Origin of the sequence: Tianweitania sediminis, from assembly GCF_017813335.1 — a bacterium.
Lineage (GTDB): Bacteria > Pseudomonadota > Alphaproteobacteria > Rhizobiales > Rhizobiaceae > Tianweitania > Tianweitania sediminis.
Window position 1 is genome coordinate 619,618 of sequence record NZ_JAGIYY010000001.1, and the last position, 20,410, is coordinate 640,027.

Here is a 20,410-nt window from a genome sequence, read left to right on the forward strand (position 1 = left end):
CGGCACCCATATATTAGCCGTTGCGAAAAGTTCCGGACCCGCCTTGTTGAAGTCGCTCGCAGAAACCGCCGGAGCCGTTCGCCGCCGGAAGAAGTTCATCCCGAAGCCAGCAACATGGGCTGTTTACATCGGCGTCATCCTCGCGATCGTGCTGGTGAAGGCTCTGCTGCTCCATCTTTTCGGCCGGAGCCTGATCTGCCCCTGCGGTGTCAAACTGTGGCTGCAGGCATCGACGGGCGAAGAAAACTCGCAACATGTCGCTGACTGGTACTCCATTTCGCACCTGATCGCCGGCATGGGATTTGCCGCCGTGATGATTTGGACCTCGCCGAAATGGCCGTTTGGCTGGAAGCTCGTTGCAGCCGCAGCCTTCAGCGCCGGCTGGGAGATCGCCGAAAACACGCCCTGGATCGTGGCCGCCTTCGCCAACATGGCACATGGCGAACATTACACCGGAGACACGATCCTCAACTCGATGTTCGACACGATCTTCGTGCTTGCGGGGTTTGGGGTCGCGTTGTCGCTGCCGCGTTTTACAACGATCGTGCTGGCTGTTGTTCTGGACGTTGCGACCTATGCCGCGATCGGGGACAGCCTGGCGGTCGGCACGCTGCGGTTTGCCGGATCCTTGGTTTCACCTTGACCGTGCCGGTGGAGAAAAGGCGCATCTCTCTTGCATCCAGGACGACCGCCACCGGTTTGGTGAACAAAAACCAAACAACAAGGAAAGCAGAACCGCTTTAAACTGCAAGTATCCGTAAGACGTTTTTTAATCGGTGTCGGCTAAGTTGTGCCTCAGACTTGGGGGCACATCCATGATTGATTTTCTGAAGTCGAAGAGCGGAAACATCGCTCTTTCTGCAGCCGTGATGCTTCCTGCGCTGGTTGGCGGCGTCGGGATGGCTATTGATTATTCCAGACTGACGGACGCCCGTTCCGTACTTCAGCAGTCAGCGGATGCTGCTGTTCTTGCGGCTGCCAAGATGCCGCACAACGACGCTCAGCGCCGTCAGGTCTTCGAACAAGTTCTTAGAACGAATTCAGGCGGCGATCTTAGGATTTCGAAGCTGGATCTGGCGATCAGGGACACGCTGAACGAGGTTGAGCTGACCGGCACGGCGACCGCCGACGTGGACCTGATCTTCCTCCACCAGATGGGCCAGCACGCCGTGACGGTGAAGGCGTCAGCCTATCAGGCGACCAAGAACATTGCGGTTTCGCTTGTGCTCGACAACACGGGATCCATGGGCCAGGCCGGCATCGACGCGCTGAAGAAAGCGTCACATGCTCTTGTCAGCGCGGTGGAAAGCAGCGCCGGCGACCGCACCGATATTCACATGAGCCTGGTGCCGTTCGTCACGGCCGTCAACATCAAGGCTGATGGGTTCGACGAAAGCTGGATCGATAAGGACGGGAAGTCGCTTTACAACGGCTGGACGTTCTTGAATCCAGCCTTGCGCGAGGCTCGCAGAAATGGCGAGCGGCTTGCCGCCCTTCCCGACAACTATGCCGATGAGATCAACGGCGTTGATCAGGCCTGCAACAACCAGGGTGAAGGGCAGCCGGCGATCGAAAAACGCGAAGCGTGCCAGAAGCGTGCGGACGCGAAGGTTTACCCACATGCGAGCAAACTGTTCGCGCTGTCCGGAACCACCTGGAAAGGGTGCGTGGAAGCCCGCCCCAGTCCGTACAACCTTTCGGTTGATGCACCGTCGGCGGCGAAGCCCGACACCTTGTTTGTACCTTATTTCGCACCCGACGAGCCCGGCGTCTCAACCTCGGCGGGCGGCAATGATGCTAACACGTTCAACAATTCCTGGCTGAACGACGCCATCACAGGCGCCGACTCGCTCGTGCAGCGCTCCACGCTGAAATATGTGCGTCCCGACGTGAAGACCATTCAAGAAGCCAAGGGCGTCACGCGTGGCCCCAATCGGTCGTGCCCGACGCCGGTGACGCCGCTCACCACCGACTTGTCCAAGATCCGGGCGGGCATCGATGCCATGCAGTTCTGGAATGGTTCGGGCACCAACATTCCCGAGGGTCTTGCATGGGGCTGGCGCATGCTGACGCCGAACGCCCCCTTCCCGCAGGCTGAAGCGCTCCAGTTTGGCGACGTCACGAAATACATCGTTCTGATGACTGACGGACGCAACGTCGCTTATGGCGGAAAGAACACGATCAACAAGTCCGATTACAGCTCGTATGGCTTCCTTGCCTCGGAACGCATCGGTGGCACCACGGATCAGGGCAAGGCGGAAACCAAGCAGAACGAGTGGACGCTGCAGCTATGCGAAGCGGTGAAGAAGACGGGCATCCAGATCTTCACGGTTGTTTACAACGAAAAAGATCAAGGCGTGCAGAACATGTTCAAGAAATGCGCGACGCAGCCCACCAACTTCTTCATGGCCGATAACACAACTGCGCTTCAGGCCGTGTTCGCCCGCATCGGTGCCAACATGTCGGTGCTGCGCCTCACGCAGTGATCGACGTCCAAGGCTCGGGATGAGCAAACATAAGGCATCGAGCGAAAAGCAGGCCGGGCGATTGTCGCCCGGTCATTTCGCTGGGAACTGGTGGAGCTGAGGGGGATCGAACCCCTGACCTCGTCATTGCGAACGACGCGCTCTCCCAGCTGAGCTACAGCCCCGATCCACCGACAGCCGGCATCTAGGGCTCGCCCAAAGAACCTGTCAAGCAGCGCTCGCGGAGTGCTGACTGCGGGGAGGCTTGTTCGCAACGGGGGCAATGGCTACATCTCGCTCGCCCAACAGGAGACCGGCATGATTGCTTTGATCCAGACCCTCGTTCTCGTGCTTGATCTCCTTTGGTGGGTCATCATCCTTTCGGCCGTGTTTTCCTGGCTTTACGCTTTCAATGTCGTGAATTCGCGCAACCAGATCGTCAACACGATCGGCACCATGCTGTTTCGTGTCACGGAGCCGCTTCTGGCGCCGATCCGCCGCTTTCTGCCGGATCTCGGCGGCATCGATCTGTCGCCGATCGTGCTTTTGATCATCATCTTCTTTATTCGCACGTTCCTTCTCACCAGCGTTGCACCCGCGCTGATTTGATCGCATCCTGTGCGCCGTCAGGCGCGAAGGAGTGGCAAGTGGAGCGTTTCACCGGCGGATGCCTTTGCGGCGATGTCCGCTTCACCGCGGTTGGCCGGCCTAATCGGGTCGGCCTTTGCCATTGCCTGGATTGCCGAAAGCATCATGGAGCGCTGTTTCATGGCTCCGCCATCTACCCTGCCGAGGCCGTGACGATCCACGGCGAGGTTCGGACGTTTCGCGACCGATCCTTTTGCCCGCAGTGTGGCAGTTCGGTGTTCGGCCAATTCGACCCAATGGAGATCGAACTCAGCCTCGGTGCCTTCGATGTTCCGGACCAGTTCCAGCCGACCTACGAGCTTTGGACCGTCAGGCGGGAAAGCTGGCTGCCGCCTTTCCCGTTGAAGCGGCAATACGAACGTGATCGCGGTCACGGCCGCTTCGAAGACGAGTAAGTCGGTTCGCTGCAATTTTAGCAAAAGCTTGGAACGTCCAGGTCGCGTCCGACGTTGATCATAATCTTGATCCGCGGACAAACGACATGCTTATTCGCATCGGCTACGAGCTGGGCATCCAATGTCCCATGCCTACTCCCATCATCTCAGCACTGGAAGTGCGCCCGGAGCGACGGGTGGATCTGGTGCGCGAGCATCGGCCCCAACTGACGCCTGACACGCCCTCGACACTCTACCCCGACCAGTTAGGCAATCTATGCCGCCGCTTCACCGCACCAGCCGGCGATCTCACGCTTCGCTATGATGCGGTGATCGCCGACAGCGGCGATTATGAACTGGTCAATCCGTTGATCCGCGAAGTTCCCATTGCCGAACTCCCGGACGATGTCATGGTCTACATGCTGGGAAGCCGCTACTGCGACACTGACCTGATGATGGACGCCGCGTGGAACCTGTTCGGCCAGGTGGAGCCCGGCTGGCAGCGTGTGCAGGCGATTTGTGATTACGTGCATGATCGTATTTCGTTTGGCTATTCTTATGCGCGCTCCACGCGGACGGCCGGGCAGGCCTATGACGAGCGGGTCGGGGTTTGCCGCGACTTTGCGCATCTAGCGATTACGCTTTGCCGCTGCATGAACATCCCGGCGCGCTATGTGAATGGTTACCTGGGCGACATCGGCGTGCCGCGTGATCCGGCACCGATGGATTTTTCCGCCTGGTTCGAGGCTTATCTGGAAGGTGGCTGGTATACGTTCGACGCCCGCCACAACATCCCGCGCATGGGTCGCGTGGTGGTGGCCTATGGCCGGGATGCAACGGATGTGCCGCTGATCCACACCTTCGGGCCGCATCGCCTGACGACGTTCAAGGTTTGGACGGACGAGCTTGCTCCGGAAGAAGCTCGTGCCATCTTGGCAGACAGCAGCATGCATGTTCCGGAACTGGAAGCGGCCTGAGGCGATGTCCCGTTTTGGGGCGCAGGCGTTAACGGCTGTGCCCCAGTGGATCAGGCAGGTCCCGGCAGTTGCGATCCCGGCAGCCTGATTCGCAACGCGATCTTTACGGTTCGCTAACCGTCATCAACCAACCAGCCTAATCGGATCAAGGGCTTAGCTTGGCTCAACGCCGCTTGGCGCGCCTAGCCGGTTTTGTGGCAGCCAATCTGCACAGTGCTCATCAAACGAGGAGCGCGGTTGCAGATGGTTACCTTCAAGACATTCGCCAAAACCTGTCGGGCCTTTTCCGCACACAAGGGCGGCACCTTCGCCGTCGCCTTTGCCGGCGCCAGCGCCATGTTGCTGCTGGGCCTCGGCTACGCCGTCAATGTGGGGCAGATCTATAGCGCGAAGTCGGCGCTGCTGGCCTCGCTCGACACGGCCGTGACTTCCACAGCCCGCGGCATCACGCTCGGGGATACGACCAAGGAGGAGGCCCCGGACCTGGTCCGCGCCTTCCTGGCCACCAATGCGCAGAACTCTATGCTGCGCGGGCGAGACGTTCAGCTCACGAACCTCACCATCGACGACACAGCCAGAACCGTCAGCGCCACGGCGACCGTGGATCTCGCCATGCTGTTTCCCGTGTTCCAGTCTGGAAATACCCAGCATATCGAGGTCAGCTCGGCCGCCGTTTACTCAGACAAGAAGATCGAAGTCGTGATGATGCTGGATGTCACCGGCTCCATGGCTGAGAAAAACAAGCTTCGAGATCTAAAGGTTGCTGCTTCGAACGCCGTGGATACCTTCTTTTCCATGCAGGACAAGAAGAAGGAGCGGATCCGCATGGCAATGGTGCCATATTCCACCGCAGTCAACGCTGGCAGGCTTGCGCCGAGCTCGGTGTTCGTGGAGCGAAGCCTCGGAGACCGCCGGGGCGCGCCGAGCAACCGCGCACCACGCCTCGTCAGCAACACAGCTTCGGAAGGCACCTGTGCAACCGAGCGCAAGGGCCACTATGCCTTGAGCGATGTCGGTCCGGACGTGGCGATGGTGAACCGCGACTTCTTCTCCAAGTCCCGTGCCGGTGCCGAGTGCCCGTCAGTGGCGATCGTTCCGCTGACGACTGATAGCGCAAGCCTCAAGAAATCCATTAGAAAATTCGAGGCAGCAGGAACTACTGCCGGCCACATCGGCATCCAATGGAGCTGGTACCTCCTGTCCAGCAAGTGGAACAGCGTGCTGCTACAACCTGCCCAGCCATCGGCGTACGATACGAAGAAGACGGGCAAGATCGCAATTCTGATGACCGACGGATTGTTCAACGTTGAATATAGCGGGGCGAAGGAGGACGACGACGTGTTTGTCGACAACCCGAACAGCGGCCCCGCCCGCCGTTCCAAGCAAACGGCAAAGGCGCTTTGCGCGGCCATGAAAGAGCAGGGCATCGAAATCTTCACCATCGGCTTCGCCCTCACGAGTGACGCCAAGGACACGCTGCGCGATTGCGCCTCCGCCGACAGCGGCAAGACACGGCATTACTTTGAGGCAGCCAATGGACAGGAGCTGGACGACGCCTTCCAGACGATCGCGCGCAACGTGGAGCGCCTTGCTCTCACCCGCTGATTGCGGGAGGCTGACAACGAAAAAGCCGCTTCGCCTGAGCGAAGCGGCTTTCGTGTTTCGTCCGTGGCGCGGTCTTTTCCCCGGGCGCTATCCAGCGCTCGTCCGCGCGTCACGCCTTAGCGGGAAGGCTGCTCCCCGCAGAGACGATCCGTCGAGACCACGCAACGAGAAACGAAATCACTCGACATTCGATCACCTCCTTCCAATTTGTTGAACACAAGCGGGAATGTGGGACCGATCTGCCTGGTACGCAAGAGAAAACCGGCTGACCTTGCGTCAACCGGTTTTTAGTTAGGCTCAGATAGGATCAGGCTGTCTTTGCCGATTTCTCGAAGCGCTTGCGTTCGTTCGGGTCGAGGTAAAGCTTGCGAAGGCGGATCGACTTCGGCGTCACTTCCACCAGTTCGTCGTCCTGGATCCAGGACAAAGCGCGCTCAAGCGTCATGCGGATCGGCGGCGTCAGCTTCACGGCTTCATCCTTGCCGGCGGCGCGAATGTTGGTGAGCTTCTTGCCCTTGAGCACGTTCACTTCGAGATCGTTGTCGCGGGAATGGATGCCGATCAGCATGCCCTGATAAACCTTCACGCCGGCGTCGATGATCATCGGGCCGCGGTCTTCCAGGTTCCACATGGCGAAGGCAACCGACTCGCCCTGGTCGTTGGAGATCAGAACGCCGTTGTTGCGGCCGGCGATCTCGCCTTTGTAGGGCTGATAAGCGTGGAACAGGCGGTTCATGATTGCCGTGCCGCGGGTATCCGTTAGAAGCTCTGACTGATACCCGATCAAACCACGGGTCGGCGCGTAGAACACCATGCGCACGCGGTTGCCGCCGGACGGGCGCAACTCGACCATCTCGGCCTTGCGCTCGCTCATCTTCTGCACGACCGTCCCGGAATATTCCTCATCGACGTCGATGACGACTTCCTCGACCGGCTCCAGCTTCTCGCCGTTTTCGCCGTCCTTCATCACGACGCGCGGACGGGAAATCGAAAGCTCGAAGCCCTCGCGGCGCATGTTCTCGATCAGAACCGCCAGCTGCAACTCGCCGCGACCCGATACGAAGAAGGAGTCCTTTTCCGTCGATTCTTCGATCTTCAGCGCGACGTTGCCTTCCGCTTCCTTGAACAGGCGGTCGCGGATGACGCGGCTCGTGACCTTGTCGCCTTCGGTACCGGCCAGCGGGCTGTCATTGACGATAAAGGACATGGTGACGGTCGGCGGATCGATTGGCTGCGCTTCCAGCGGCTGGCTGACCGAGGGATCGCAGAACGTGTCGGCTACCGTGCCCTTCTGGAGGCCGGCGATGGCGATGATATCGCCTGCCTGTGCTTCGTCGATCGCCTGGCGCTCGATGCCGCGGAAGGCAAGGATCTTGGAAAGGCGGCCGTTTTCAAGAACGGTACCGTCCTGCGCCAGAACCTTGACGGCCTGGTTCGGCTTGATCGTGCCGGAGTGGATGCGGCCAGTGATAATGCGGCCAAGGAAAGGGTCTGCTTCGAGGATCGTGCCGATCATGCGGAACGGACCTTCGCCCACCGTCGGCGCCGGCACATGCTGCAGCACGAGGTCGAACAAGGGAGCGAGACCCTGGTCCTGGGGACCTTCCGGCTTCAGCGCCATCCAGCCGTTGCGGCCTGAGCCGTAGAGGATCGGGAAATCGAGCTGCTCGTCCGTGGCGTCGAGATTGGCGAACAGGTCGAAAACCTCGTTCACCACTTCCTCGTGGCGGCCATCGGGCCGGTCGATCTTGTTGATGGCAACGATCGGCTTCAGGCCGACTTTGAGCGCCTTGCCGACCACGAATTTGGTTTGCGGCATCGGGCCTTCGGCGGCATCAACCAGCACGATCGCGCCGTCCACCATCGACAGGATGCGTTCGACCTCACCGCCGAAATCGGCGTGGCCTGGCGTATCGACGATGTTGATGCGCGTGTCCTTCCAGACAACCGAGGTCGCCTTGGCAAGGATCGTGATGCCACGTTCCTTTTCGATGTCGTTGGAGTCCATCATGCGCTCGGCGACGCGCTGGTTCTCACGGAAAGAGCCGGACTGCTTCAGCAGTTCATCGACAAGCGTTGTTTTGCCATGGTCAACGTGCGCGATGATCGCGATATTACGAAGGTTCATAAAGAGGCTCTCGGGAGTTGGCGCGCGCGAAAAGCGCCCGAAAAACGGTATTGCGCTCGGATTTGGGGCGCTCTTACCCGATTTTTCGCAGATGCGAAAGGGGTCAGCGGCAACGAGAGGGAACCATGGGGCGGCTCGGCCGTTTTTTCGCCATGAAGACGCTCAGCCTTTCCACCTTGATTCTCACTGCCGCTCTTGCCGCCACGGCTTTCCCGGCAGGTGCGGCCTCCCCTACTCTGTCAGCCGCAAAGGCGCCTGCTGACGGGGGCGATACGATCCGAGTCGTTCGCGCCGCTGCTGCGCCCAAGAGCGCCGATTGCGACAAGGCGACCTGGCCCTATATTCCGGCCGCCTGCCTGCAGCGCGAAACCGCGCCGCAGCCCTCAAACATCTCGCTCAACAACTGAGTGCGCCAGCGCGTCGCCCCAATCCGTGCGGCGCGCTTCCTTATATACCGCGCCTTCGCGTCGGGTGACCAGGCGCTCGCGCGCAAACCCATCCGCACAGCACAGTTTTAGCCCGACCTTGCCTGAGCTTTCGCGCGGCGGGGTGAGAATGCGCGCCGCAGGTTGCTGCACGGGCAGTCGCGACGCAGCGATGTAGATGTATTTCTCGTCTTCCCACGGCACAGCGCCGCGTTTCGTCATGCGATGCAGGCTTGAGCGCGCAACGCGCCGCGAAAAGTGGCACCAATCCGGTTCCACCAGTGGACATCGTGCATCGTGAGGGCAGGGGGCGACGAGGGTCGCGTCAGCCGCAATCAACCGGTCACGCGCGGCCAGAATGCGCTTCCACCCGGCGGGCGTGCCGGGTTCCACGACCACGAGCAGTCCCGCTGTTCGCGCCCACGCCTGATCGACCAGCGCAAGCTGCACGGCGGGCGCAAGCTCATCGAGAACATAGGCCAGCGTCACCAGATCCGAGCTGGTGTCCGGCAATGTGTCGCGAGCGATGTCAAAGGCCCGCCATTCCGTTGAAAGGCCGCTTGCTTCGCTGAAGCGTGAGCCGAGTGCCCGGATGGCCGGACTGGCGTCGAGCAACAGCGCCTGACCGAGGCTCGGCCAGCAATCGGCCGATGCCCACATCGCCGTTCCGGGGCCTGCCCCGACGTCGAGAAGGCTCCCTGGCCGGAAATCCGGCATCCGTTCAGCGGCATGCTCCAGAGCTGCCCGCACTGCTGCATAGGTCGCGGGCAGCCGCGCCGTCACATAGGCCAAAGCGGCAACGGGGTCGCCAAGGTGCAACTGCCCATCGAGTATCTCGCCACGATAGCGCTGCGTCAGGCGCTCGGACGCGCGTTGCAGGTCGGCCAGCGGAACGCCTGACAGTGCGGTGTCCACCGCTTGGCGCAGCCGGGGCGGGAGCTCCATGGGTCAGGCGATGCCGCGCTTGGCCATCATGGCATCAGCCGAGGGCATGCGACCGCGGAAGGCCGTGTAGAGGGTTTCCGGCTCCTGGGTACCACCGGCTGCGTAGATGAAGTCGCGCAGCTTCTTTGCGGTTTCAGGGTCGAACGGATCGCCCGTTTCCTCGAAAGCCGCAAAGGCGTCGGCATCCAGCACTTCCGACCACATGTAGGAGTAATAACCGGCCGAATAACCGTCACCCGCAAACACATGCTGGAAATGCGGCGTTCGGTGCCGCATGGCAATTCCCTCGGGCTTTTGGAGCGCCTTCAGCGTTTCCGCCTCAAAGGCAAGAGGATCGTCGGGCGCCTTGGACAGCGAATGATAGGCCATGTCGATCAAGGCCGAAGAGGTGAACTCCACCGTGGCGAAGCCGGCATTGAAGGTCTTCGCCGCGTCCATCTTCTCGATCAGAGCCGGCGGCATCGGCTCGCCCGTTTTCGCGTGGCGGGCGTGCTTCTGCAGGATCTGCGGCACGGTCAACCAATGCTCGTAAAGCTGCGAGGGCAGTTCCACGAAGTCACGGCTGACCGATGTGCCGGACACGGAGGGCCAGGTCACATCCGACAGCAAGCCATGCAGGGCGTGGCCGAATTCATGAAACAGCGTGCGTGCTTCATCCAGCGACAGGAGCGCCGGCTGCCCTTGCGGCGGCCGGGCGAAGTTCATGATGTTGTAGATGATCGGCTTTGAGCCAGCGCCCAGCCTGTAGCCACTCTGCAGACCACTCATCCACGCGCCGGAGCGCTTGCTTGGGCGGTTGAAGTAATCTGCCAGGAAGGTTCCGCGCGGGGAGCCGTCGGCATTTATCACGCTGAAGACGCGCACCTCGGGGTGCCAGGCCGCGATCCCCTTTTCTTCCTTGAAGGTAACGCCGAACAGCCGGGTCGCCACATCAAAGCAAGCGGCAATCACATTTTCCAGCTGGAGGTATGGCTTCAGTTCCGCTTCATCAAAAGCAAAGCGCTCCACCCGCACCTTTTCAGCGTAATGGCGCCAGTCCCAGGCGGCGATCGGGTGGTTGTGGCCCTCACCGGCGGCAACAGCCTGCAGGCTTTCCTGATCCTGCGCGGCTTTCTCGCGTGCCTTGATCCAGACGGGTTCCAGCAACGCTTGAACAGCCGCTGGCGTTTTCGCCATGGTTTCTTCGAGCTTCAGCGCCGCATAGCTTTCATAGCCCAGCAGTCGTGCCTTTTCCGCCCTCAGTTCCAGCGTCCGGCGCACAACTTCGCTGTTGTCGGTGGCGCCACCATTCTGGCCGCGCATGGTGAAAGCGGTGAACGCCTTTTCGCGCAGGTCGCGCCGCTCCGAGAAGGTCGTGAACGGCTCATAGATCGAGCGGGACAGCGTCACCGCATAGCGGCCGGGCTCGCCGCGCGAACTTGCCGCTTCCGCCATGGCCGCCTTCAGGAACTCCGGCAAGCCATCGAGCTCACCAGCATCGAGCATCATCACCCAGCTCGATTCATCGGCCAGCACGTTCTGTCCGAAGGATGCGCCTAGTGCGGCCAGTTCCTCGTTGATCTTCGCCAGAGCTGCCTTGTCCTCGTCGGGAAGTTTCGCACCGGATCGCACATAGCGCCGCCAGGTTCTTTCCAGGACGCGGCGTGTTTCTTCGTCGAGATCAAGGTCGTCGCGGTGATTGAACAGGTTATCGATCCGAGCAAAGAGCTGCGGGTTCATGGATATCGCGGAAAAGTGCCGCGCCATCTTGGGCGAGATTGCCCGCTCGGCAGCTTGGATGCGCTCGTTGGTGTGCGCACCCGCAAACAACCAGAACACAGCGGACACACGATCCAGCGCATCGCCGCTCAGCTCGAGCGCCGCAAGCGTGTTTTCAATCGTCGGCGCGTCGTTGTTGGTGGCGATCGCCGCGATCTCGGCTGCATGCGCGGCCAGTGCGGCGTCGAAAACGGGCTCGAAATCAGCGTGGTCGATCGCGGCAAAGTCAGGTAGATCAAGCGCACCGGACCAGTGTGTGAGGGGATGCGTGGTGAGGTCGAGTGTCTGGGTCATGCCGGATCCGATTGTTGCCGTCACATCGCCGGTGGCGGTGCTCCCGATTTAGGCGCGGTGCCGAAGCGCCGCAACCTTGACGCTCACGGTCGTGCAAACTAAGTTCCGCTTATTATCTGGCTTCCTTACAATTTGCGCTGATCTATGCATTCCATTGATCCGGACTCCTTCGGCTTTCTTGTCACCGACGTGGCACGGCTGCTTCGCAGCGAAACGGACCGCCGGATTGCCGAAGGCGGCTTTGACATGACGCATGGCGAGGGCCGTGCGCTCGCCCATGCGGCGCGCGCCGGTACAGTGCGGCAGAACGTTCTTGCCGAGCGCATGGGGGTGGAGGCCATGACCTTGTCAGGGCAGCTCGATCGCTTGGAAGCGCGTGGGTTGATCCGGCGGGTGCCAGATCCCACGGATCGGCGTGCCAAGCTGATCGAGTTGACCGACTGCGCGGATGCCATGCTGGTCGAGATCCAGCGTGTGGCCTCGGCCCTGCGCGACGAACTTACGACCAACTTTGCCGCGGAAGATTGGCAGCGCTTCATGGCCATGCTGAAAATCATTCGCGGAAATCTCAGCGCCTTGCGCGGCGGGGATGCGGCCTCGACCGGAGACAGCGCGTCTTGAACGTCCAGCCGCGCTTTGATCCCGCCGTGCAGCCGCTCATGAGCGAACGGCGTGTTGGCCTGCTTGGCGCGATGCTTGTTGCGCTCGGGCCATTGTCCATGGCGCTGTTTACCCCTGCCATGCCGGAGATCGTCACCGCGTTCGGCACCACCGAGCAGATGGTGAAGCTTTCGCTGTCGTTGTATTTCGCCGGGTTTGCGTTTGCCCAACTCGTCGCCGGTCCGCTGTCGGATGGCCTGGGGCGGAGGCCAGTGACGCTCGGCTTCATCGGGATCTATTGCGTCGCCAGCGCTGCGGCTCTCGTGGCGCCGAGCATCGAATGGCTGATTGCCGCGCGCTTTCTTCAGGGCATCGGGGCAGCGGTCGGGATTGCGATCTCGCGCGCTGTGGTGCGCGACCTGTTCACCCGCGAGCGCTCGGCGCGCATCATGAATCTGATCGGGCTGATCCTCGGCGTCGCGCCCGCACTGGCGCCAACCATCGGCGGTCTTACGCTCGAGTTCTTTGGCTGGCACGCCATCTTCCTCCTGATGTTCGTTGCAGGCGCTGTGATCGCGATCGTGATTCACCAGCAGCTGCGTGAAACGGTTGTGCGCGATCCATCGCGCATTCAGCCGCGCGCTCTTCTGGCCAGTTACGGGAAGGTTCTGCGCAGCCGCTATTTCCTGACGTCCGCAATCATCATCGGCGGCGCAACCGGCGCCCTTTACGCGCAGGCAACGGCGCTTCCCTTTATTTTGATGACGCGTGTTGGCCTCAGCCCAAGCCAGTTCGGCATCGGCATGTTGATGCAGTCAGGCCTCTTCGTTGCGGGCAACCTCGTCGTTCGCCGGGCCCTGCACCGCCACAGCGCGACAAGCCTCGTGCCAGTCGGCCTGACCTTTACCGCAATCGGCGTCACCAGCCTGTTCTTCACCATGCACTTTGCCGCGCCCAGCTTCCTCAGCGTGATGCTGCCCTGTGCGGTTGCGACCTTCGGGTTGCCGTTCATCTTTCCAGCCATCTCGACAGCCTCGCTGGCGCCGTTTCCGCAAATGGCCGGGGCTGCCTCAGCCATGGCCGGCTTTTTCCAGATGGGCAGCGGCCTGCTTGGCGGCCTAGCCATTTCGCTTTTCTCGGACCCCGTCAGCGGGTTGGGAACCGTTATCCCCGTGATGGGCTGGATTTCGGTCGTGGCGTGGCTCTTGTGGCGCCGTTTGCCCGAGCCGGCCCTCGGCAAGATCAAGACCGGCCCTTTTGTGCCGGATGCCCCGCCGTCCTGAGGCTCATGCCCAGATCGCGATGCGCAGTCCGCGCTCGTCCGTGAGGGGCGGATCAGGATGGGAAACCGCTTCCCCGTACCAGATGCGCCGTGCCACCAGCATCAGAACCAGCGCATCGAGGCGATCGTCTTCCCCGGCACCTTTCGGAAGAGGCTCGGCGAAGAACGCTTCCGAAACTCCGGCTCGCAACAGTAGAGCCCGCCGTTCAGCAAGTCCGGGCAAATGCAAGCGGCCAGCCTTTTTCTTCGGGTGACGCATGGGCGTTCCCCCATTAAGCGTGGCAAAAGCGAGTTCCGGATGGGCTTCATGAACCCGGCTGGCGACGCGCCCATCTCGTGTCACGGCAGCGTCCACCTCGCGGATCTTCGCAAACAAGCCAAACGCCTGAATGGAAACGGCGCGCGGCGGGTCGGATGTTTGCCGCGCTACCTCGCAAGCATAGCGATGCGCGCTCAAGCGGCCGGGGCCCGACGCTGGCATATCCGCTCCGGCGAAGATTGCTGCACGGGACGGGACCGAAAACACGCTGCTGCGGCGACTGCCCAGCTTCAAACGAACAGCCTTCTCCGGACCGCGACCTTCCCGTCCGATTGTCGCGGGCAAACCGATCGGCATGTCGATGGCCACGATCGCGGTGTTGCCGGCAGCCGCAATCAAGGCTGGGAACGTTGGGAAAATTTCCACTCGGGGCGGGTCTTGCCCGTGGTCAGCAACGGCGATCCAGCCTCCACGGCAGCCGTCCACCCCCACAAAAACGGGTGCCTCGGCATCAGCCAAGAACGAAGCCGCCGAGATAAAGAATCAGGCCGATAAACAGGAGAATGCCGATCGCGCGCCCGATCCTTGTCCCCCACACCTCGATCCAGTCGTCGGCGTCGGCGTCGCGGGCAGCGAAATGGTCCCTGCCGCGTTGTGCCGTGCGCTTCATGACCGCCATGGCTCCACCATCCGTTTGCGTGTTGGCGCGCGCGATGATGCGCTCGGCTTCCATCTGTCTTTGTTCGTCGGGGGTCACGCTTGGCCTGCTCCGTGTTTCCTCACCATAACAGCATCAAGCTACGAAGGCAGGCTGCCATTGGCGCAGCAGTGTCTCGCTTGTGAGTCCATCCGGCACCACCGCCCGGTTTTTCCAGGCCTTCTTTCTTGTTGCTGCTTTCCTTCCGGGCCGGTGGAGCCTATGGTTAAGAAATCATGAAAACGGTGACGATCGATATCCGCCGAGCCGACCCCAGCGATGCTGACGCCATCGCCGAGGTTCATGCGAGCGCATGGCAGGGTGCCTATGCAGGCATCATCCCGCACCGTGCGCTGAACAACATGATCGGCCGTCGTGGCGGCAACTGGTGGGCAAACGCCATCCGGCGGGCGGCATCGGTGCTTGTGGTGGAGATCGGTGGCGACATCGCCGGCTATGCGACGCTCGGGCGCAACCGGGCTCGGGATCTTCCGCAGCAAGGTGAGATTTATGAACTTTACCTGCGGCCGGAGTGTCAGGGCATCGGGCTTGGCAGCCGATTGTTTGCCGCCGCGCGCCAGAAGCTGAGCGACCACGGACTTCAGGGCATGGTGGTTTGGGCCCTGGAAGACAATGGCGGCGCCGTGTCGTTCTACCGCGGTATCGGCGGACGCGACGTCGCCGAGGGCGTGGAAGTGTTCGACCACAAGGCGCTGCGCAAGGTCGCCTTCGTTTGGGAGTGACGGCGGCGACGGTTCGCCTGTTGCCCGATGCTTTCAGCCAGATCCCGGGCCGCTAGAAGCGTTGCTTATTGCCTGTTAACCGGCCGCGCGCTAAGCGCAGGACGATCAACGGAGACAACCCCTTGCGTATCGATGCTATCCCCGTGGGCAACAACCCACCGGAAGACGTCAACGTCATCATCGAAGTGCCGATCGGTGGCCAGCCCATCAAGTACGAAATGGACAAGGAAGCCGGCGTGCTGTTCGTCGACCGCTTCCTTTACACTCCGATGAGCTATCCCGGGAACTACGGCTTCGTGCCTCATACGCTGTCGGGCGACGGCGACCCGATTGACGTTCTGGTTTGCAACACGCGCGGTCTGGTGCCGGGTTGCGTGATCAACGTCCGGCCAATCGGCGTTCTGATCATGGAAGACAATGCCGGCCAGGATGAAAAGGTGATCGCGGTTCCTTCGCCGAAGCTCACGCGGCGCTACGAGAATGTGCACGATTACATCGACCTGCCGGAAATCACCCGCATGCAGATCGAGCACTTCTTTACCCACTACAAGGATCTGGAACCCGGCAAGTGGGTGAAGATCGGTGGCTGGCACGATGCGGCCAAGGCGCGGCGGATGATCGTCGAGGCGATCGAACGCGCCAAAAATAACCCGGACGCTTGATCCGGCACAAAGGCGCATGGGGTTTCCATGCGCCTTTCGATCGCAACGGAGATCTAGAAATCCGTTGCGATGCCCTTTTTCTCCCAATCGCCATAGCGGACTGGATCATGGCCGCCGCGCCCGCCGCGTTCGGCGGGCATGCCGGCTTCGAACGCGTCATAGGCAGCGCGACGCGCTTGCGCTTCGGCCAGTGCGCGTTCCGCTGCAGGCGTCAGCGGCCGCTTATCCTCCGCAGGTGCTTCTCCGGCCTTTTGCGCGACCTCAGCGCCTTCATTGTCATGGTCGATCATTGAAGTCGTTCCTTGTGCTTCCCATGATAATAGGTGCGGTGCGAGGCCCCTGGAAGGGGCGAGGCCGCACAAGAGCGAGCCGGCGCAAAGGAGGCGCCCGTTAATGAACATGATCCGCACGGCGATGCTGCTGGCCTTCATGACCGCGCTGTTTATGGGCGTCGGTTACCTGATCGGAGGCACGAGCGGCATGGCGATTGCCTTCCTGTTTGCTGCCGGCATGAACCTGTTCAGCTACTGGAATGCCGACAAGATGGTGCTGCGCATGCAGCACGCGATGGAAGTGGATCGCGCTTCGGCGCCAGAATACTACGGCATCGTGGAAAACCTGGCGCAGCGGGCCAACCTGCCAATGCCGAAGGTCTACATCATCGACAACGACCAGCCGAACGCGTTTGCCACCGGTCGCAATCCGGAAAACGCTGCTGTTGCCGCGACAACGGGCTTGTTGCGCCGCTTGAACGCCGACGAGGTCGCCGGCGTGATGGCGCATGAACTGGCGCATGTGCAAAACCGCGACACACTCACTATGACCATCACTGCGACGCTCGCCGGCGCGATTTCCATGCTCGGCAATTTCGCGTTCTTTTTCGGCGGCAACCGGGACAACAACAACCCCCTCGGGATCATCGGGGTGCTGGTTGCGATGATCGTGGCGCCCCTGGCCGCGATGATCGTGCAGATGGCCATCAGCCGGACGCGCGAATATTCGGCCGACCGGCGCGGGGCCGAAATCTGCGGCAATCCACATGCGCTGGCTTCGGCGCTCAACAAGATCGCGCGCGGTGCGCACCAGATCGTCAATGTCGATGCCGAGCGCAATCCGGCTACCGCTCATATGTTCATCATCAATCCATTGTCCGGCCAGCGCATGGACAACCTCTTTTCGACGCACCCGGCGACGGAAAACCGCATCGCCGCTTTGCAGGCCATGACCGACATCCAGCCGGGGCCACGCTTCGAGCGCGGAAGCTCGTTCAGCCGGCCCGCGGCCAACCCCTTTGGCGGTGGTTCCACCTCCGGGCCCTGGGGTGGCGCCCAGAAGCCGCCGCGTGGACCCTGGTCTTGAGGGCGCCGAACCAGGCTGGCGCTCATTCCGGCAAACAAACAAAGCAGCAGCACGAGCCGTCGTCCGTTGCGGGCCTGCCGGCGCGGCAAGCGGCAGCAAAGCTGCTGTCGGCAGTCGTGGATGCTCATACGTCGATGGATGGCCTCACCGACGAGGACAACGGCCATCCCGCCTACCGGGCGCTCGACGGGCGCGACCGCGCCCTTGTGCGGGCGATCCTCCTTTCAGCCCTGCGCCGCCGCGGTACGATTGCTGCGGCCATTGCAGCGCAGCTTGAACGCCCGCTGCCCGGCAACGCGCTTGCCCTCGACCATCTGCTGCACGTCGCGGCAACGCAGATCCTGTTTCTTGACGTTCCGGACCGGGCGGCCGTGGATCTTGCCGTGGAACAGGCGAAGGCCGACCCCCGCACGCGCCGTTTCGACAAGCTCGTGAATGGCGTGTTGCGTTCGATCGTACGGCAAAAGGCTGCGATCCTGGCGAGTCCTCCGGTTCCGGATGTGCCTGACTGGTTTGTTGCGCGCCTGGTCGAGGCTTACGGAACAAGCAAGGCCGAGGCGATCCTTGAAGCGCACCGAACCGAGGCGCCGGTGGATTTCACGGTGAAAGCGGATCCGGAAGCCTGGGCCGAGCGCCTCGGCGGCATTGTTATGCCCACGGGCACCGTTCGCGTGGCGCGGCCGGGAGGCCCCATCTCAACCCTTCCTGGATATGATGATGGCGCGTGGTGGGTTCAGGATGCGGCGGCGGCCCTCCCGGCGCGGCTGATGGGTGACGTGGCGGGACTGCATGTTGCAGACCTTTGCGCAGCACCCGGTGGCAAAACGGCGCAACTGATCCACGCGGGTGCCCGCGTCACCGCGCTCGACGTGTCGCGCAACCGGCTGAAGCGGCTTCGCGCCAACCTTGATCGGCTCGGCCTAGAAGCCACCGTTCTGGAAGCCGATTTGGCGAAGTTCGAGCCGGACCAGCTGTTTGATGCTGTTCTGCTCGATGCGCCCTGTTCGTCCACTGGAACGATCCGCCGCCATCCCGACGTGGCCTGGAGCAAGACGCCGGAGGAGATCGCAAAACTCGCTGCGGTGCAGGCGCGCTTGCTCGACCACGCCGTTCGGATGGTGAAACCCGGCGGCCACGTTGTGTTTTCCAACTGTTCCCTTCATCCGCTCGAAGGCGAGCAACTGCTGCAAACGGTGCTTGCCGAACGCGACGATCTTGCGCTGGAGCCGATCGAACCCGCTGCCTTTCCGGAACTGGCATCGTTTATCACGGCGTCGGGCGCCGTGCGCACCACCCCGGCGGATCTGCCCCATGCCGACCCTGCCTTGAGCGGGATGGATGGATTTTTCGCCGCGCGACTGCGCCGGCTTGGTTAAGAAACGGTTGCCCGGTCACTCGAAGACAAGCTTTGGTTAACCATTCCTTGGTCTAAGCTTCAGCAGCAATAATGCCGGAGCATATAATCAGGTGAACGCAGCCGTGGAGGCGCCACAGCTTTGGGGTCTGGTCGCACGTGCCTTGTGGCGCAAGGCGCGCCGGCGCTTGCGCGCGGGACCGACTTGGCGGTGGCGCTATTCCGGTCGCACGCCGGACCGCATCCTGATTGCGCCGCCCGACCTGCGGCTTGCGGATCCCCAGATCGCCCAGGACATCTATTACGGCCGCTTTCCTTTTGCCGGGCAGGTGGTGGAAACCGCCGGCCGCTCTCCGTTCGAGATCAAGGCGGCCTCGCCGGAATGGGTGGACGCGCTGCATGCGTTTCGCTGGCTGCGCCACCTTCGTGCCGCCCAGACCGATCTGGCGGCCGCCAATGCGCGTGCCCTGGTGAGCGAGTGGATCACGCTGCATGGGCGCCGGATCGCTGGCCCCGCCTGGGAGCCAACGGTCACTGCCAAGCGCGTGATTGCCTGGCTGCAGCATTCAACGATCATTCTTCAAGGCGCGGAATTTCCGTTTTACCGCGCTTTTCTGAAGTGTCTGGCGATCCAGATCCGCTACCTGCGCAGTGCCGTGATCGAAATGCCCGATGGCGAGGACCGGCTGCGCGCCCGCATCGCCCTGGCGTTTGCGGCCTTGTCGCTTCCAACGCCCGCGATGGTGCTTCGCAACGCGACGCGCCAACTTGCGGAAGAACTCGACCGGCAGATCCTGCCGGACGGTGGCCACCTGTCACGCAGCCCTCTGGCGCTCCTGGAGCTGCTCGCGGACTTACTGCCGCTGCGCCAAACCTATGCCAACCAGTCCTCCACGCCGCCAGCCGCACTCCTCGGCGCTGTGGACCGGATGCTGCCTGCCCTACGCTTTTTCCGCCATCAGGACGGTTCTCTCGCCCGCTTCAACGGGATGGGCGTCACGGTCCACGACCGCGTCGCCTCCATCCTGCGCCATGACGATACGGGCGGCGCGTCGCTTCTGCAGGCACCGCATTCGGGTTTTGAACGGCTTGCGATGGGCGGTACAACCGTTATTGCCGACGCAGGACCCGCGCCCACCATCGACCTGTCGGGCCAGGCGCATGCCGGTTGCCTGTCCTTTGAACTCTCCTCGTCGCGCCGCTGCTTTATCGTCAATGCCGGTGTTGATACGTTTGGCTCGCGCGATTTCCGGCCTCTGGCCCGCGCAACGGCGGCGCATTCCACTGCCGTGGTGAACGACGCTTCATCCGCGCGCTTCAACCTTGCTTCCGGCATGAATGGTCTTCTCGGCACCCCGTTGGTGGCAGGACCCCGGCAGGTCCGCTCGCGTCGGCTCGATGAAGGGCAGGACGAGGCCGCGATCCAGGGCTTCGTGGCAAGCCATGATGGCTACCTTTCGCGCTTCAACCTGTTCCACGAACGTCAGATGGTGCTTGCCAACGGCGGCACTGCCTTGTTTGGCAATGACCGTTTCACGAAACCCGGCGGGCTTGCGCCGGGCGGCGACCACGTCGCGGTCCGTTTCCATCTCCATCCCGAAATCGATTTGCAGCAGGTTGGCGAGGAACTGCGTCTCGTGGCGCGGGATGGCGAAAGCTGGCGGTTCATCTGCGAAGCGGTTCCGCCGTTGGTCGAGGAGTCGATCTTCTTCGCCGGATTGGCCGGCCCCACCAAAACAAGGCAGATCGTGCTGCATTACCGCGCGTCCGATCATCCGGATCTCGCCTGGGCCATGCTGCGAAACGGCGGAAGCGATCTGCAATAACGCCTTGCC

The 20,410-nt window shown here is 62.0% G+C and carries 20 protein-coding genes and 1 tRNA gene; 14 read left to right on the forward strand and 7 right to left on the reverse strand.

Going from position 1 to position 20,410, the window contains the following annotated elements; genetic code table 11:
- Positions 1–46: 46 nt before the first annotated feature.
- Entirely contained in the window at positions 47–643 is a 597-nt protein-coding gene (locus J5Y06_RS02935; RefSeq protein WP_209333604.1) for a DUF2585 family protein, read from the forward strand.
- 172 nt (positions 644–815) lie between these two features.
- A complete protein-coding gene (locus J5Y06_RS02940) occupies positions 816–2,486 on the forward strand; it encodes a pilus assembly protein TadG-related protein (protein WP_209333605.1) in 1,671 nt (556 codons plus the stop codon).
- 88 nt (positions 2,487–2,574) lie between these two features.
- Here the strand turns inward: J5Y06_RS02940 and J5Y06_RS02945 are convergent.
- Positions 2,575–2,650: transfer RNA gene (locus J5Y06_RS02945), tRNA-Ala, on the reverse strand.
- Between the two features lie 133 nt (positions 2,651–2,783).
- Here J5Y06_RS02945 and J5Y06_RS02950 point away from each other — a divergent pair.
- The 4 genes from J5Y06_RS02950 to J5Y06_RS02965 all read left to right on the forward strand — a co-directional run bounded on the left by J5Y06_RS02950 (position 2,784) and on the right by J5Y06_RS02965 (position 6,069).
- Complete coding sequence (locus J5Y06_RS02950) at positions 2,784–3,074, forward strand: YggT family protein (RefSeq protein ID WP_209333606.1); 291 nt, start codon at positions 2,784–2,786, stop codon at positions 3,072–3,074.
- Positions 3,075–3,112: 38 nt separating this feature from the next.
- The gene (locus J5Y06_RS02955) at positions 3,113–3,508 is read left to right on the forward strand and encodes a GFA family protein (protein ID WP_209333607.1); all 396 of its coding nucleotides are present in this window, start codon (positions 3,113–3,115) and stop codon (positions 3,506–3,508) included.
- 86 nt (positions 3,509–3,594) lie between these two features.
- Positions 3,595–4,464: a transglutaminase-like domain-containing protein gene (locus tag J5Y06_RS02960; RefSeq protein WP_209333608.1), complete on the forward strand. Its 870-nt coding sequence runs from the start codon at positions 3,595–3,597 to the stop codon at positions 4,462–4,464.
- Positions 4,465–4,707: 243 nt separating this feature from the next.
- On the forward strand, positions 4,708–6,069 hold the full coding sequence (locus tag J5Y06_RS02965) for a vWA domain-containing protein (RefSeq protein WP_209333609.1): 1,362 nt from the start codon (positions 4,708–4,710) through the stop codon (positions 6,067–6,069).
- A gap of 307 nt (positions 6,070–6,376) precedes the next feature.
- Here the strand turns inward: J5Y06_RS02965 and typA are convergent, their stop codons facing one another.
- A complete protein-coding gene (gene typA, locus J5Y06_RS02970) occupies positions 6,377–8,197 on the reverse strand; it encodes a translational GTPase TypA (RefSeq protein WP_209333610.1) in 1,821 nt (606 codons plus the stop codon).
- A 125-nt stretch (positions 8,198–8,322) separates the two neighbouring features.
- Here typA and J5Y06_RS02975 point away from each other — a divergent pair, with 125 nt between their 5' ends.
- Positions 8,323–8,604 (forward strand): hypothetical protein, encoded by a 282-nt coding sequence (locus J5Y06_RS02975; RefSeq protein ID WP_209333611.1) that lies wholly within the window; start codon positions 8,323–8,325, stop codon positions 8,602–8,604.
- Here the strand turns inward: J5Y06_RS02975 and J5Y06_RS02980 are convergent.
- Both J5Y06_RS02980 and J5Y06_RS02985 read right to left on the reverse strand, forming a co-directional pair.
- Positions 8,581–9,567, reverse strand: a complete 987-nt coding sequence (locus tag J5Y06_RS02980; RefSeq protein WP_209333612.1) for a small ribosomal subunit Rsm22 family protein — start codon at positions 9,565–9,567, stop codon at positions 8,581–8,583. The two genes, J5Y06_RS02975 and J5Y06_RS02980, sit on opposite strands and share 24 nt — an antisense overlap.
- A 3-nt stretch (positions 9,568–9,570) precedes the next feature.
- Positions 9,571–11,619: a M3 family metallopeptidase gene (locus J5Y06_RS02985; RefSeq protein WP_209333613.1), complete on the reverse strand. Its 2,049-nt coding sequence runs from the start codon at positions 11,617–11,619 to the stop codon at positions 9,571–9,573.
- Between the two features lie 144 nt (positions 11,620–11,763).
- Here J5Y06_RS02985 and J5Y06_RS02990 point away from each other — a divergent pair, with 144 nt between their 5' ends.
- Together J5Y06_RS02990 and J5Y06_RS02995 are read left to right on the forward strand one after the other, a co-directional pair.
- Entirely contained in the window at positions 11,764–12,240 is a 477-nt protein-coding gene (locus tag J5Y06_RS02990; protein ID WP_209333614.1) for a MarR family winged helix-turn-helix transcriptional regulator, read from the forward strand.
- On the forward strand, positions 12,237–13,502 hold the full coding sequence (locus tag J5Y06_RS02995; RefSeq protein WP_245247534.1) for a multidrug effflux MFS transporter: 1,266 nt from the start codon (positions 12,237–12,239) through the stop codon (positions 13,500–13,502). Before J5Y06_RS02990 ends, J5Y06_RS02995 begins: the two co-directional genes overlap by 4 nt.
- A gap of 3 nt (positions 13,503–13,505) precedes the next feature.
- On the opposite strand, the gene J5Y06_RS03000 is transcribed toward J5Y06_RS02995, so the two are convergent.
- Both J5Y06_RS03000 and J5Y06_RS03005 read right to left on the reverse strand, forming a co-directional pair.
- The gene (locus J5Y06_RS03000) at positions 13,506–14,252 is read right to left on the reverse strand and encodes a DUF429 domain-containing protein (RefSeq protein WP_342453378.1); all 747 of its coding nucleotides are present in this window, start codon (positions 14,250–14,252) and stop codon (positions 13,506–13,508) included.
- Between the two features lie 19 nt (positions 14,253–14,271).
- Positions 14,272–14,517, reverse strand: a complete 246-nt coding sequence (locus J5Y06_RS03005) for a hypothetical protein (protein WP_342453356.1) — start codon at positions 14,515–14,517, stop codon at positions 14,272–14,274.
- A gap of 176 nt (positions 14,518–14,693) precedes the next feature.
- Here J5Y06_RS03005 and J5Y06_RS03010 point away from each other — a divergent pair, with 176 nt between their 5' ends.
- Entirely contained in the window at positions 14,694–15,200 is a 507-nt protein-coding gene (locus J5Y06_RS03010) for a GNAT family N-acetyltransferase (protein ID WP_209333616.1), read from the forward strand.
- A gap of 122 nt (positions 15,201–15,322) precedes the next feature.
- The gene (gene ppa, locus J5Y06_RS03015; protein ID WP_209333617.1) at positions 15,323–15,862 is read left to right on the forward strand and encodes an inorganic diphosphatase; all 540 of its coding nucleotides are present in this window, start codon (positions 15,323–15,325) and stop codon (positions 15,860–15,862) included.
- A 53-nt stretch (positions 15,863–15,915) separates the two neighbouring features.
- On the opposite strand, the gene J5Y06_RS03020 is transcribed toward ppa, so the two are convergent.
- Positions 15,916–16,152 carry a DUF1674 domain-containing protein gene (locus J5Y06_RS03020; RefSeq protein WP_209333618.1) on the reverse strand — a complete coding sequence of 79 codons (237 nt, stop codon included), beginning with the start codon at positions 16,150–16,152 and terminating at the stop codon, positions 15,916–15,918.
- Positions 16,153–16,255: 103 nt separating this feature from the next.
- Between J5Y06_RS03020 and htpX the strand changes: the two genes are divergently transcribed.
- From htpX to J5Y06_RS03035, 3 genes are all read left to right on the forward strand, one after another.
- Positions 16,256–17,221, forward strand: a complete 966-nt coding sequence (gene htpX, locus J5Y06_RS03025) for a zinc metalloprotease HtpX (protein WP_209333619.1) — start codon at positions 16,256–16,258, stop codon at positions 17,219–17,221.
- On the forward strand, positions 17,218–18,597 hold the full coding sequence (locus tag J5Y06_RS03030; RefSeq protein ID WP_209333620.1) for an RsmB/NOP family class I SAM-dependent RNA methyltransferase: 1,380 nt from the start codon (positions 17,218–17,220) through the stop codon (positions 18,595–18,597). The genes htpX and J5Y06_RS03030 overlap by 4 nt, the downstream gene beginning before the upstream one ends.
- A 91-nt stretch (positions 18,598–18,688) precedes the next feature.
- Complete coding sequence (locus J5Y06_RS03035) at positions 18,689–20,401, forward strand: heparinase II/III family protein (RefSeq protein ID WP_209333621.1); 1,713 nt, start codon at positions 18,689–18,691, stop codon at positions 20,399–20,401.
- Positions 20,402–20,410 lie beyond the last annotated feature (9 nt).

Excerpts from the sequence above, each read along its gene's own strand:
- J5Y06_RS02985 (WP_209333613.1), bottom strand. The coding sequence starts at position 11,619 with ATGACCCAGACACTCGACCTCACCACGCATCCCCTCACACACTGGTCC.
- typA (WP_209333610.1), bottom strand. The coding sequence starts at position 8,197 with ATGAACCTTCGTAATATCGCGATCATCGCGCACGTTGACCATGGCAAA.
- J5Y06_RS02940 (WP_209333605.1), top strand. The coding sequence starts at position 816 with ATGATTGATTTTCTGAAGTCGAAGAGCGGAAACATCGCTCTTTCTGCA.
- J5Y06_RS02975 (WP_209333611.1), top strand. The coding sequence starts at position 8,323 with ATGGGGCGGCTCGGCCGTTTTTTCGCCATGAAGACGCTCAGCCTTTCC.
- J5Y06_RS02980 (WP_209333612.1), bottom strand. The coding sequence starts at position 9,567 with ATGGAGCTCCCGCCCCGGCTGCGCCAAGCGGTGGACACCGCACTGTCA.
- J5Y06_RS03010 (WP_209333616.1), top strand. The coding sequence starts at position 14,694 with ATGAAAACGGTGACGATCGATATCCGCCGAGCCGACCCCAGCGATGCT.
- J5Y06_RS02960 (WP_209333608.1), top strand. The coding sequence starts at position 3,595 with ATGCTTATTCGCATCGGCTACGAGCTGGGCATCCAATGTCCCATGCCT.
- J5Y06_RS02990 (WP_209333614.1), top strand. The coding sequence starts at position 11,764 with ATGCATTCCATTGATCCGGACTCCTTCGGCTTTCTTGTCACCGACGTG.
- J5Y06_RS02950 (WP_209333606.1), top strand. The coding sequence starts at position 2,784 with ATGATTGCTTTGATCCAGACCCTCGTTCTCGTGCTTGATCTCCTTTGG.
- htpX (WP_209333619.1), top strand. The coding sequence starts at position 16,256 with ATGAACATGATCCGCACGGCGATGCTGCTGGCCTTCATGACCGCGCTG.
- J5Y06_RS02965 (WP_209333609.1), top strand. The coding sequence starts at position 4,708 with ATGGTTACCTTCAAGACATTCGCCAAAACCTGTCGGGCCTTTTCCGCA.
- J5Y06_RS03020 (WP_209333618.1), bottom strand. The coding sequence starts at position 16,152 with ATGATCGACCATGACAATGAAGGCGCTGAGGTCGCGCAAAAGGCCGGA.